Source organism: Chamaesiphon sp. VAR_69_metabat_338 (genome assembly GCF_031423935.1).
Classification (GTDB): Bacteria; Cyanobacteriota; Cyanobacteriia; order Cyanobacteriales; family Chamaesiphonaceae; genus Chamaesiphon.
The window spans coordinates 1-12,958 of record NZ_JANPGM010000466.1 but is presented as its reverse complement, the minus strand read 5'-3'; the positions used below and the strand labels follow the sequence as shown (position 1 = coordinate 12,958).

At 47.7% G+C, this 12,958-nt stretch carries 15 protein-coding genes; 6 read left to right on the top strand and 9 right to left on the bottom strand.

Annotated features, from left to right (window positions below):
- Window positions 1-144: 144 nt before the first annotated feature.
- The 5 genes from RMO84_RS12890 to RMO84_RS12870 form a co-directional block, all read right to left on the bottom strand.
- Window positions 145-360: an acetyltransferase gene (locus tag RMO84_RS12890; RefSeq protein WP_310488855.1), complete on the bottom strand. Its 216-nt coding sequence runs from the start codon at window positions 358-360 to the stop codon at window positions 145-147.
- Window positions 361-413: 53 nt separating this feature from the next.
- Window positions 414-1,592: a glycosyltransferase gene (locus RMO84_RS12885; protein ID WP_310488854.1), complete on the bottom strand. Its 1,179-nt coding sequence runs from the start codon at window positions 1,590-1,592 to the stop codon at window positions 414-416.
- A gap of 25 nt (window positions 1,593-1,617) precedes the next feature.
- Window positions 1,618-2,145 carry a hypothetical protein gene (locus tag RMO84_RS12880; protein ID WP_310488853.1) on the bottom strand — a complete coding sequence of 176 codons (528 nt, stop codon included), beginning with the start codon at window positions 2,143-2,145 and terminating at the stop codon, window positions 1,618-1,620.
- A 257-nt stretch (window positions 2,146-2,402) separates the two neighbouring features.
- Window positions 2,403-2,780, bottom strand: coding sequence for a photosystem I reaction center subunit IV (locus tag RMO84_RS21365; RefSeq protein ID WP_396135846.1), 378 nt, complete (start codon window positions 2,778-2,780; stop codon window positions 2,403-2,405).
- A gap of 332 nt (window positions 2,781-3,112) precedes the next feature.
- Complete coding sequence (locus tag RMO84_RS12870) at window positions 3,113-4,333, bottom strand: M20 family metallopeptidase (protein ID WP_310488852.1); 1,221 nt, start codon at window positions 4,331-4,333, stop codon at window positions 3,113-3,115.
- 553 nt (window positions 4,334-4,886) lie between these two features.
- Here RMO84_RS12870 and RMO84_RS12865 point away from each other — a divergent pair.
- The 3 genes from RMO84_RS12865 to RMO84_RS12855 all read left to right on the top strand — a co-directional run bounded on the left by RMO84_RS12865 (window position 4,887) and on the right by RMO84_RS12855 (window position 6,828).
- Window positions 4,887-5,933, top strand: a complete 1,047-nt coding sequence (locus tag RMO84_RS12865) for a 3-deoxy-7-phosphoheptulonate synthase (RefSeq protein WP_396135849.1) — start codon at window positions 4,887-4,889, stop codon at window positions 5,931-5,933.
- 194 nt (window positions 5,934-6,127) lie between these two features.
- The gene (locus RMO84_RS12860; protein WP_310488850.1) at window positions 6,128-6,409 is read left to right on the top strand and encodes a hypothetical protein; all 282 of its coding nucleotides are present in this window, start codon (window positions 6,128-6,130) and stop codon (window positions 6,407-6,409) included.
- Between the two features lie 80 nt (window positions 6,410-6,489).
- A complete protein-coding gene (locus tag RMO84_RS12855) occupies window positions 6,490-6,828 on the top strand; it encodes a hypothetical protein (protein WP_310488849.1) in 339 nt (112 codons plus the stop codon).
- A gap of 203 nt (window positions 6,829-7,031) precedes the next feature.
- Here the strand turns inward: RMO84_RS12855 and phnE are convergent, their stop codons facing one another.
- The 3 genes from phnE to RMO84_RS12840 all read right to left on the bottom strand — a co-directional run bounded on the left by phnE (window position 7,032) and on the right by RMO84_RS12840 (window position 9,636).
- The gene (phnE, locus tag RMO84_RS12850) at window positions 7,032-7,793 is read right to left on the bottom strand and encodes a phosphonate ABC transporter, permease protein PhnE (RefSeq protein WP_396135848.1); all 762 of its coding nucleotides are present in this window, start codon (window positions 7,791-7,793) and stop codon (window positions 7,032-7,034) included.
- 16 nt (window positions 7,794-7,809) lie between these two features.
- Window positions 7,810-8,538, bottom strand: a complete 729-nt coding sequence (locus RMO84_RS12845; protein ID WP_396135847.1) for a phosphonate ABC transporter ATP-binding protein — start codon at window positions 8,536-8,538, stop codon at window positions 7,810-7,812.
- Window positions 8,539-8,682: 144 nt separating this feature from the next.
- On the bottom strand, window positions 8,683-9,636 hold the full coding sequence (locus RMO84_RS12840) for a phosphate/phosphite/phosphonate ABC transporter substrate-binding protein (protein WP_310488846.1): 954 nt from the start codon (window positions 9,634-9,636) through the stop codon (window positions 8,683-8,685).
- 168 nt (window positions 9,637-9,804) lie between these two features.
- Between RMO84_RS12840 and RMO84_RS12835 the strand changes: the two genes are divergently transcribed.
- From RMO84_RS12835 to RMO84_RS12825, 3 genes are all read left to right on the top strand, one after another.
- Window positions 9,805-11,319, top strand: coding sequence for a DEAD/DEAH box helicase family protein (locus RMO84_RS12835; RefSeq protein WP_310488845.1), 1,515 nt, complete (start codon window positions 9,805-9,807; stop codon window positions 11,317-11,319).
- Window positions 11,320-11,455: 136 nt separating this feature from the next.
- Window positions 11,456-11,848, top strand: a complete 393-nt coding sequence (locus RMO84_RS12830) for a RidA family protein (RefSeq protein WP_310488844.1) — start codon at window positions 11,456-11,458, stop codon at window positions 11,846-11,848.
- 135 nt (window positions 11,849-11,983) lie between these two features.
- Window positions 11,984-12,466, top strand: coding sequence for a hypothetical protein (locus RMO84_RS12825; protein ID WP_310488843.1), 483 nt, complete (start codon window positions 11,984-11,986; stop codon window positions 12,464-12,466).
- Window positions 12,467-12,476: 10 nt separating this feature from the next.
- Here RMO84_RS12825 and RMO84_RS12820 read toward each other — a convergent pair whose 3' ends face one another.
- A complete protein-coding gene (locus RMO84_RS12820) occupies window positions 12,477-12,752 on the bottom strand; it encodes a YciI family protein (RefSeq protein WP_310488842.1) in 276 nt (91 codons plus the stop codon).
- Window positions 12,753-12,958 lie beyond the last annotated feature (206 nt).

Genomic DNA, 12,958 nt, shown 5'->3' with positions numbered 1-12,958 from the left:
CGCTTTTTGATTAGTCTGCGTAGCGACGCGCGCTCGTCGGGTGTCCCGACGGTTTAGCGCGTCAAGACAGGCAGACTTTGCATCACAAGCAGCGATTTCAATCGCTATATCGCTTTGGCGATTGCTACAAAACTAGCATCTTATTTAATTGCGATAGTTAGGATCGATCCAGCAACGCGGTAAATCCTCACCGGAAGCAAAAGTCAGATCTTGCTTGGCAAAAACTTGGGGATCTTGTTCTTCTTGACCTTCTTGAATTCGCCCTTCAATCTCATTTCTGAGCGGATTGAAGAGAGTTTCGAGATCTTCGATCTCGATCTGGCTGGCGGAACTTTTGTCTTGAAGTAGCATGTTAAGCATCTTAAATTAGCCAATAGAGAATAGGGTAAGATCCGATCGAACTTGACTGGCTGCTAGATTGGGCGGCGATCGAAACGGGCAATGTGTTGGCGTAAATCGCTAATCGCCGTTTGAATATCGATCGGTTGCCAGTGCTGCGGACAATTTTGCTGTTGATATTTGGTGACGTACTCACTGAGTCGGCCAAACGTAGGCGATCGATCGCATGCGGCTAGCAGCCAGTTGTGAGACACGCCTAGTCTGGTCGCCAATTGTGCTAGCTCCTGGTGAGAAACCTGGTAGCCCGCCCACAGCTTATGCCAGAGCTGGCGGAGCTTGCGCCGCGACCCCAACCGCGCGACGATGGCAGTGGCTGGCTCGACTTCCATGACTGTCCCGATCGACAGCTGCGTCCATTTGCTCAATTGATTGGCAAGCCCAACGGGGGAGCGTCCGGCGGCTCTAGCCGATGTCGTGACGCGGACGAGCGGACTATGCCGAAACCGCGCATCGACCCGCACTAATGCCTGATAAAAAGCTTCGTCCTCAGGCGTGCGGACTGGTGGCAGCCCCCCAGCTTTGGCATACATTTCGACAGTGACAGCGAGGCTAGCACCATAGTGCTGAAAGTGACGCGGCAACGGATCGTGGGGATCGGGGTCGAGATGAGACTCCACTTGAGCGATCGACGATCGATACCCAACCTCCTGCAAAAACCACGTTCGCGCCTGTGGCGGTAACTTATGACGGCTGTGGCGATCGGTCAAAATCCGGCCACCGACAGCATCGACGCCGCTATTTATCTCGTGAATGGTGGCGGCGACCCAGGTATTAGCGACCTTGGTATCCCCATCTGTCGAAGCAATTATGCCCCGCCTGCGCCCCAAGCTCATCAGGCGGCGGTACGCCTCATCCATCAACAACTTGCGCACGTAGCCGATATAGGCTTTAGCAGGGGGCAGGTGTAGCTCGGCGACGTGTAGTACCAACTGAGGATGCGCCGTGGCAAACTGCCGCGCGATCGCGGCAGATCGATCGGTGCAATTATTCGCCAAGACAATAATCTCGTACCGACGGCAGTCGAGTGGCCGACCGTGAAGATCGGTTTGGGTTGCTAGTGCCGTCAGTGTCTCTCTCAAGTTTTGCGCTTCATCCTTAACCGGCACGATCGCGCTCAATTCGCATTCCGGTAAGGGTGGTGCCGCAATTAATAACTGACGATCGCGGCAATCGCCAACAGTTTGAAGCATCATGTTTTCTAACGATCTCTATGCTGGTTTAGCTATTTTTCCGAACGGTATCTTTAAGATCGTTAGCTCGATCTTCTGCTCTTCGCTGAGTATTTTCGAGCGATGATTTGACATCTTCTTTGAAGGTTTTAGTATTTTCTTTGAGGTTGCCATAGCCTCTTTTTGTCCCTTTCGCTACGTCATCGGCAGTTTCTTTGGCCGAGCGGGTAACTTGTTTGGAGGTATCTTCAATCCGTTCGGGCAGACCCTTTTCATCTAATTGTTTGCCAAGTTGTTTGAAAGGATTGGTGACATCGCGTTGGAGCTTGTCGGTTTTATCGATTAAGCGATCGGCTTTAGCTTTGGCTTCGGACTTGTCCATCCGGGGATCGACGTCGCTATAGTTATTCATTCCACCTTCAGCCGGCTGAACCCGATCGTACAATTCAGTCACCTTGCCCGGAGGTGGATTGTTAGAATTGGTGAGCGGATCTACTTTTGCCGTCGAGTTTGGACTGGAATTCGTACCGTTACATGCAGTGGTAGTAACTAACAAGATGACCGCGAAAAAACTCAAAGTCACTCTCGCGAGCGATTTAAGTTTCACAGACAGATTTAGCTTATTTAGCGATCGAACTAAATTAATCATTGCTCTTTAAATTCATACTTAGTACGTAGCTATAGTAGCCATTTCTAATCAAGAGTTTCCAGCCTCTAAAGACAGACTCCGATCGACCAAAAGATAGATCTGCATACAAAAATAGGCAACGATAATCGCTAAATTATCGTTACCTATGACTAGATTTTGGCTTTTGTCGCTCGCGCAAACTTGAATTATCGAGATTCCGTACCTTGGTTGGGCGAACCTTCTACATAAGTACTGTCTACCGCTGCCGATTCTGGCTCTGAGCCTGGTGTGACATTCGATTCCATCGCGCCCGAACCCGTGCGGCGGGTGGCTGGCTCGATCGTGGTTTGTTTGCCACCAGATGCGGCGGTAGATTTAGATTTTTTGGTGGGTGCGGCTGTCTCTTGCAGTTCGTGCAATCCAAAGTTATTGGTATTGACGCCAGCATAATTTACTTTCTCAAACCGCACGATGATGGGGTATTTGATGCCGCTCTTATCCATCGCAGCAACTACGCCCTCTTCGCGAAACCAGTAAGATTCTGGTCTGAGTATCCGCACTTTAGAACCACGTTCGATCGTCATGAGATTGTCCTCGTTAATATTCAGATCTAGATCTCTAGTTTTAAGCTGTGGCAATGTTAGCAAATAGCTAGGCGATCGCGTATCTACCTTTTGGTAGATCGACAGGATGTAACTAGTAGTAAATGCACAGATTTAAGGGTGCGCCTTGTGGGTACCCTCTGGCTGGGGTTAATGTCAGTAAGATGTAGGTTGGGTTGAGCCTCGAAACCCAACACACTCACAGATCGCTTGTATTGATGTTGGGTTTCACATTCGTTCTACCCAACCTACAGATCTGGGTTTCTACAGACAGATCTGTAGGGGTACCCCTCGTGGGTACCCTCCGCCTGGGGTTAGTGACAGTACTTCTCCACGCACCGGACAAACATCTCCACCCCAGTAGCCAGAGCGGTTTCGTCGAAGTCAAAGCGGGGGTGGTGATGGGGATAGGCGAGCGCGAGATCGGGGTTGGCCGAACCGACAAAGAAATAACACCCAGGGACTTGCTGCAAGAAGAAAGACATATCCTCACCACCCATCGTTTGACACTCCGGCACCACACCCAGTGGTGTTTCGACCAAATCTGTCGCTACAGATCTGACCAGTTCGGTCATCTGGGGATCGTTGACTAAGGGTGGATAAAATTTAATGTAGTCCAACTGATAAGTTGCCCCCTGACTGGCACAGATCCCCGCGACGATTGCTTCGATCCGGTGGTGAAAAAAGTCGGCCAGATTGGGATTGAAGTAGCGCACGGTGCCCGCTAAACTGGCCGTATCGGCAATTACATTGCGCGCCGTCCCCGCATGAAATTCCCCGACGGTAACTACCGCCGAATCGATCGGATTGACATTCCGCGAGACGATCGTTTGCAACGCACTCACAATTTGACTGGCAACGACGATCGAATCGACTGTTTGGTGCGGCATCGCGCCGTGTCCGCCTTTGCCTTGGATCTTCAGCGTAAACCTTTCTACGGCTGCCATCAATGCCCCACTGCGCACCCCAATCGTGCCCAATGGCAAGTTATTCCACAGATGCAGGCCGATAATCGCATCGACAGCGGGGTTACTGAGCACGCCAGCCTCAATCATCGGCTTGGCTCCACCCGGCCCCTCCTCGGCGGGCTGGAAGATAAATTTGACCGTACCCGCAAAATCATCTTGATGCTCCGATAGATAGTGAGCCGTCATCAAGGCGATTGCCACATGTCCATCGTGCCCGCAGGCGTGCATCACCCCATCGTGCTGGGACTTGTAGGGGACATCATTGGCTTCTTGAATCGGCAGTGCATCCATATCCGCCCGAATTGCCAGCGTCTTCGGACGCAGACTCGTTTTGCGCCCCTGAATTATCGCGACAATCCCCGTTTGGGCGATCCCCGTTTGATGGGAAATCCCCCACTCTGTGAGCTTTTTGGCGATCGCCGCTGCCGTCAATTGTTCTTTAAATCCCAGCTCGGGTTGTTGGTGGAGTTGCCGCCGCAGGGCGACGATTTGGGGCTGCAAAGCTTGGATACTCGATCGAATCTTGTCGGGATGAATGGGTTGAGTGGGCGCGTTGGTGGCAAACATGTGATGTGGGGATGAGTGAATCGATTTTCGATCTCGATCTCAATTGAGCCGATTACCTCGATTTTAACTCTGCACCTAGTTAGTTAGCCAAATCTGGCCAGATCGCACAGATTTTGGCTATAATTAACGAAAGCAGATCGGCTGTCCGTTCGCGAACGGCGTAAAATAGCTGCGAAAAACAGAGTTTTTAGCCACTTTGGCGCGACTAAACCAAAATATTTGAAGATCTCATGTACTTATACAGTTGGCATCGATTTAGAATCTAGCAAGTAATAATGCCCCGTGGCGGGCAGTAGATCGGTCGATGCTTACTCACTTTTCAAGATTTAAATTACTTAAGATTCGATCGATTGTCTCGCGCTTAAGCGATCGCGCGATTGACACGATCGGCAGTAATTAAAGCGGGTAAGCTGCGAACTCCAAATCCGATCCCCTGCGGCCATCAAACTAAACAGAGCATCGCTTCATCAGCATCTAAAATCACACTAGCTCGACATATTTACTCATGCAAAATCAAACCTCAGATCGGGATATCCAGAGCCTTGAAAATATCATGGATGCGAATATTCTCGGCGATGCGAATATCAACTACTCAAAAATCTTGATCACGCCCAAAGAGCTTAAGGAAAAATTACCCCTATCGCCAGAGTTAGAACAACGCATTGTTGAGTATCGCAAACAGATTCAAAAAATCTTGGATTTTCAAGACAATCGTAAATTCATAGTCGTCGGCCCCTGTTCGATTCATGATGTTAAAGCCGCCGAAGAATACGCTTACAAACTCAAAGATTTAGCCGATCGCGTTAAAGATAAATTCCTCCTCATCATGCGAGCTTATTTTGAGAAACCCCGCACCACCGTTGGCTGGAAAGGATTGATTAACGACCCAGATATGAATGAGTCTTTCGATGTCGAAAAAGGCTTATATACTGGCAGGAATTTGCTCCTGAAAATAACCGAAATCGGCTTACCCACAGCGACAGAAGCCCTCGACCCGATCGTCCCTCAATACCTCGACGAATTGATTTCCTGGGCAGCTATTGGTGCCCGTACCACCGAATCCCAAACCCACCGCGAGATGGCTAGCGGCCTGTCGATGCCTGTCGGTTTCAAGAATGGTACCGATGGCAGCGTTAAAGTCGCTTTGAACGCGCTTCAATCGGCTCAACAACCCCACCATTTCCTGGGGATCGATAAGCAGGGAAAAGTCAGCGTTTTTCAAACCCGAGGCAATGCTTACGGACACATCATCTTACGCGGTGGCGAAGGCAAACCTAATTACGATCCCGTCAGCGTGCAAGCCGCCGAAACCGAACTCAAAAAAGCGAATTTACTAACACGCATCGTCGTCGATTGCAGCCACGGTAATTCTAATAAAGATTATCGCCTCCAACCGATCGTCTTTGAGAGCACGATCCAACAAATCGTCAACGGCAATACCTCAATGGTGGGAATGATGTTGGAGTCCAATCTCCATGAAGGCGGACAATCGATTCCAGACGATCTCTCGCAGCTCAAATACGGCGTTTCTGTAACGGACAAGTGTATCAATTGGGCAGATACCGAACGAATTATTCTATCAGCATTCGATCGACTATAAATTCAGTAAACTTAGATCTTGGCTGGGATTAGATCCCCGACTTCTTTGAGAAGTCGGGGATCTGTCGTTAATGGTATAACTGCCGAGATGCAACAGCGCACTCAGTGTTTCCACTGATTGAAAACGTATGCATTATTTGTTACATTGAGAGTTGCATTGGTAGTCCATCTCAAGCTGCAAAACTTTAACTTTTTATGACTGGTGCGGCGATCGCGATTTCTATAGGTCTGTGTCTATTGTTCTTCGCTTGGCAACAACGCCGCCACAGACAAATTGGTGGTAAAAGAAATCCGATCGAGCGACAATATCGACCGCAGCATCCGCAATTAGAGCGCAAATTATTAAAATTATTAGGCGGTAATCGGAAGACCGCCGAGCGGCTGATTCAGCAATCTCGACTCAGAAATCCCGATCGGTCGGCAGATTGGCACTGGGAAAAGGTTATCTACGATCTCGAACGCGATCGATGGCGATAGTCACCAGGAAGCAGGGAATACTATTAAGTAGATAATTATATTTATCTACTACAAATAATGAAGTATTTTAGCTACAGCAAATGGAATATATACCTGGAATTATCGCTTATTTTACTGGTGCATATCTGTGCTGTGTGAGTAGAGTCTTTATCTGGACGATTGCATCGCATTGGTCGAAAATTTGGGTAGCTGATGCCAGTCAAGCTGATAGCCAAGTGCTGTCATTAGCTGTAGTAATTACGCTATTGCTGACGATTGGATTCGCCGTGTTTGTGTGGTCGATCGCCAATCATATTAATTACAAATTTACCGAAAAAGGTTTTCTCGCGAATGGTACCGCTGGGTTGGCAATTGCTTTAGCTGTGAGCCAAAATGACTGGTTGACAGAAATAGCCAAAAGCACGACTTACGCTAGTTAGCTCGGCACGCTCTCTTGAAAAGGTGTTCGACTTGCGGCGTTTTTATTCGGGGGGAACCCCCGAATAAGAAAACGACAAGACAGCGGAGTGTGCCTTTGTGGGTTCCCCATCCGTAACCCATACCCAAGCGGGGAAAACCCCAAGATCGCACTTTTTGCGCCCCCCTCCCTCTTCTAGCTGTTCGTACTTCGATCTAGCAACGCCTATTTTTTTTCTAAGTGAGCGCGTAACTGACTGCTGGCAACATCGATACAAGTGACGACGATGAGTAAGACCAACATCATCGTCGTCGCTTTATTGTATTCAAATCCGCGAATGTAGTTGACTAATTCAAACCCAATCCCGCCAGCTCCTACTACTCCCAATACAGAAGCGGCGCGAATATTATATTCAAACATGTATAGTGTATAACCCCACAACAGCGGCAACACCTGGGGCATAACTCCATATTGGGCAATTTGAAACCAGGATGCACCACTAACTTGCAGTGCTTCTAGTGCATAACGATCGACAGACTCGATCGCGGTTTGGTAAAATTTGCCCAGATAACCGATCGTATAAATACCCAATGCCAGAGTGCCTGCTGGCGCGCCCAATCCAGTCGCAGCGACAAATATTAAGCCGAGAATAATTGACGGGATCGATCGAACGGCGTTCTGGATAAAGTTGGCACACCCACGCACCCACCACGGTACTAAATTATTGGCGGATAAGATTGCGATCGGTAGTGAAATTATCGCGCCGATTGTCGTGCCCCACAACGACATCTGAATTGTCTCTAATAATCTCGCCCACGCCACATCAAGAATCGAGAGATCGGGCGGAAATAACCGCGAAATAAAATCGACAATATTAGCACCACTATCTTTTAAAGCTTGGAGATCGACTTGTAAACCATTCCACGCCCAACTATAGACAATAATAATCGTGAGGAAAATAAATATTTTAACGATCGCGGTTGGGATGGTGCCACTCCAGTACTTAGCTTTCAATTAATTGCTCGAATTTTGCGCTGAGATTTTGACTGCTCCCATGATAGACTACTCGACCTCGATCGACAACAATCGCAGTCTGGGCATAAGTACTCGCCAATCCTAAATCGTGCAAAACAGTGACAACTGTCATCCCTTCTTGATGGAGATGAGCCAGAGTTTTCATCACCTGTTGAATGGCAATAATATCTAAACCCGTTACGGGTTCGTCGGCTAACAAAATTTGCGGCGATCGCATTAACGCCCGCGCAATTGCTACTCGTTGCTGTTGTCCGCCACTCAGTTGGCGAGTCGGGCGATCCGCAAAGTCACTCATGCCCAATCGATCGAGCAATTCTAGAGCCGCACGCCGTTCTTGCTCCGGAAATCCCGTCAAGGTTTGCCATCCTGAAAATGCGCCTAATTTACCACACAGCACATTATCGATCGCGTGCAGTTGGGGAATTAAACCGCCCCCCTGAAATAACATCGCCAGCGGTTGCCGTGCCTGGGCGAGATTCCGTCGTGTCAGGGGAACATTATTAATGGTAATTTGCCCCGATTTAATGGGTAATAATCCCGCAATCGCTCTGAGCAAACTAGATTTCCCGGCACCATTCAAGCCCAGAATCGCGACAAATTCACCGCGTTTAATCTGACAGTCGATCCCATCCAAGATCGGTCTATTCCCAGTTTTAGCCTGACTCACCACTGACTGACAAACTATTGCCGGGGCAATCTCGATCTGGCTACTGATTTCACTCACTTAATTTTTACCGTACTCCAAAACTAGTAAACCTGTCATATCGATCGATTGTTAACTTACCAACCCTTAAGTGTTGCTTAGTTGACAATCGATCGACTCAAACCACTCAGTACTATCTTAAGGTTTCATCCCGGCTTGTTGAAGTGCAACTTTGGTTGGTTGCAAGTGTGCATCGCCATCAACTTCGATCAGTTTAGTGGAGTTGTAGAGGGCAGTAAGTAATTGATTGTTAGCAGGTTGATTTAGTTTCAGCATCGCCGCGATGAGCTTATTGCGATCGCTAGCGGACACATCATCATCGATCGAGATCCCGTGAGCGGGTACGCCAGCGATGCTGTATATTACGCGCAAATTACTAGCTTCAGCCGCCGTGATGTAAGGAGATCCCAACGCATACTCCGATACTGCCGCCACATCAGCTTGACCTTTTAATACTGCTTGGAGGGCTTTGTCATAGCTACCGCCATAGGTGACTTGTCCGAAGAAACCATTCAAGCGATCGCGATCGGGTACTAGTTTTTGTCGTACCAATTCCGCTACAGGGAAAATAAACCCCGATCCGGAAGTGGGCGACGTAAACGACATTTTCTTGCCTTGAAGTTGACTCAAAGTACCTTTGCCCTGTCCCGATTTGAGTGCGCTATTTTTAGGCACTACAAAAACTGATTTATAGGTATGCCCGCCAGAATAGTTCGATCGAACTTCTGCTAAATACAAACTAGCATTTGCTAGCTCTTTGGCTTTGAGTGCCGAACGACTGCCCAAGAAGGCGACATCAGCCCGATTGGCACGTAAGGCTTCTACCGCCGCCGTCTCATCGCCAAAGACTGCTTCGACTGGTTGTTGCAACTCTTTACTAAGAAATGTAGTCACAGCTTTAGCTTTTGTTTGCAAATCCGTCACCCCCGATCGCGTCGGGAAGACAATCTTGAGAGTTTGAGCTTGCGCGCTGGCTGGAGAGACATTGAGTGTTGTGACAATCGGCTGAACGATTTTGCTGATGTTTGCGGCTACTGCACCAGCTAAAACGATCGAGCCAATACCGAGACCAAGTTTAAATTGCTTATTCATCGATCGAGACTTATGCTTTAATTGAAAACTAACTTGTTGACATACTATCTCATTAGCTATCCAAATGTAAATCAATACGTGAGTAATTCTACTCAGGATCGCGAAGCCTCGCACCTAACGCCCAGGATTGCGTTAGGATAGGGTGTCTACCAATTTGATGCAGGCTTTATGGCGCGAGTGCCAACCCTCACTTACGATCGCGGCACCTTGCTGTTGCATCCACCCCCACGCGGTAGAGGCTGGATGGAGTATGCCACTTGGGACGATCGCGTGGAGAAGTTTCGGATTCCTGGCAACAACTACCGCCATCTCGTCGAAGTCCTCCAGCGCGAGCAGACAGATTTTATCGACAAAGCCAAAGCCTTTGCCACACTCGAACTAGATTCCCAGCTCAACCTCGAACCCTATCCCCATCAAGCCGCCGCCCTCCAAGCCTGGAAACGCGCTGGTAGACAAGGTGTAATCGTGTTGCCGACTGGTGCGGGCAAAACTTTAGTAGCACAGCTCGCAATGGCGGCTACCCCCCGCAGCACGTTGATTCTGGTACCGACGATCGATCTGATGCATCAGTGGTACGCGCAGTTATTGATAACTTTTCCAGGTACCGAAATTGGCTTACTGGGTGGCGGTTCGCGCGATCGAACGCCGATTTTGATTTCGACTTACGATAGTGCGGCAATTCAGATCGAATCTTTGGGCGATCTATATGGGCTATTAATCTGCGATGAATGCCATCATTTACCGACAGATTTTTATCGCGTCGTTGCTGAATATTCGATCGCGCCTTATCGTTTGGGATTGAGTGCTACACCCGAACGCAGCGACGGTAAACATCAAGATCTCGAACAATTATTAGGCAAAGAAGTCTATCGCCAAACCGCCGCCGATCTTGCAGGTTCGGCGTTAGCTCCCTATCGCGTCGAACAAATTGAAGTGAAATTAAGCGATGAAGAACTCAGCCGCTATCACAAACTAATTGAAGAGCGGGATATCTTCCTACGCAGTCAAAAAATCTCATTCGGCAGCATCGATGGCTGGCAAAAGTTTATCCGCGCTAGCTGTCGATCGACCGAAGGCAGACGGGCGATGTTAGCCCATCGCGAAGCCAAAGAAATCACCCTATCAACTAATGGTAAATTGCGAATTCTCGCTGAAATACTCGATCGCCACTATCCCGAATCGACATTAATTTTTACCAGCGATAACGCCACAGTTTACCGGATCGCTCAAAGCCTATTAATTCCCGCAATTACTCACCATACCCCCGTCAAAGAACGCCATCAAATTCTGACCCATTTTCGCGAAGGTACTTATAATGTTTTAGTCGCCTCCCAGGTATTAAATGAAGGCGTCGATGTCCCCGCTGCGAGTATTGCCGTAATTTTATCTGGTACGGCTTCACCGCGCGAATATATCCAAAGATTGGGACGAATTTTACGTAAAGGCAAGGCTGACAAACAGGCAGTTTTGTATGAGTTAATTAGTAAAGGCACGAGTGAAGAACGCGTCTCGGCGCGACGGCGCGGCGAAATGCCTGAAAACGATCGACAAACCCGATCGGAACCAGCAAAAGTAATTCAGCTACCAATTAGATATGGACAATCCGTCGATGTCGGTTTGAAGGTTGCTGAAGAAGATAACAATCCTCCACCGATCGATCCCGATGGTAAATTAAAATATTAGGCCGTAGGGTGTGTTATTGCGAAGCGTAACGCACCAACGCCAATGTAAATCTATATAGTCGATCTTTAATTTGACTATGAGGACAGCAAGAGATAAAATTCGATTGCGTAATAAATTCATCAGTTATTAACTAAACATGACTAAACAAATCATTCAAACCGATTTAGCACCAGCACCAGTAGGCCCTTATAATCAAGCGATCGTCGCCACTGGCAGAATGGTATTTGTATCTGGACAAATCGCGATCGATCCGGCTACTAATAAATTAGTTTATGATGGCGATGTTGCCAAGCAAACCGAGCAAGCACTGGCAAATATGGCAGCAATTTTGAAAGCAGCAGGTGCGACTTTTGAAGATGTTGTCAAGACGGGTGTCTATCTCAAAGATATGAATGATTTTGCCAAAGTCAATGCGATCTACGCTGGCTATTTTGATGAAGCCACCGCGCCAGCTCGTGCTTGTGTTGAAGTCGCGCGGCTACCCAAGGATGTGTTAGTCGAGATCGATTGTATTGCTGTGATTCGATAGTTTGAAATCAGTGACTTGCAATTTAAATTATGTTGAAAGCGGGAGCGACTTATTTTGAGTAATAATTGAGAATATTTATGCCAAAACCATCGTTAACGTTCACATGCATAAAAAGTATTTAATCTAGCAGAAAGAATGTTCGATCCAGTAAAGAATTTTATTAGAGAATCTTGGGAGTTTGCAGCAAAAAAAATACCCGATTCAGTAAAAAGAATAGCAAAAAAAACAGTACCAATAAAAAAGATACTTAATCAAGCAGCAACACCCAGTATAAATTGTTTGGGATTTATCGGTGTTCTTCTTATTTTGTACGGATTTTTTATAAGTAACGATCCAAAAACTCAATGGAGAATTCTAGAAGATACTGCTACTACTTGCTCCAACTATGCTACTTTAATCGGGACTGCTGTAACTGCTGCAAGTATTTACTTGCCACGGAACGATCGTCCACCAGAATCATTGAGTTTCTGGATAACTGCACCAGCCGTAATAGTAGCAGTACTTTTTACTTTCTCTTATGAGTGGAATGGTAATTCTATTCCTCCTCATGTAATCAACGGATTTTCAATTTTAGCTATAGCGGGAGCTTTAAATCGACTAGTAACTAAAAAACTATAAGTATCTGCCATCACATTAAATCGCCCATAACGATCCGCCATTCGTGCAATTGATAGGTGACACAATGGTTTTTGACAAGCGGATCGGCAGCGACGAGTTGTTCCGCTTCAGCTAGAGAATCAGCCTTAAATAACATCATCCCACCCCCACGTTCGCCCCAATATCCAGTTTTGGGGTGGTGTCCCCGATCGATTAAATCCTGCACGTAAGCCTTGTGCGCGGGAATATATCGATCGAATTCCGGCTTGGGTACGATTCCAGTTTCAATTTTGACAAACCAAGGCATGGAGGAGAGGGTAGGGGATAGGGGATAGGGGATAGGGCAAATTAGGAGAGTGGTAACTGAGAGACTGGGGTGAGAGCGATAGCGAGAAACTTATAACGCAGTTCTAAAACCTAATCTTTATTCCCTATCCCCAACCCCCAATCCCCAAGCCCCAAATTCTGAAAGTGGCAAAAATATTGTCAACAAATAGCCCGGGTGGACGTGTT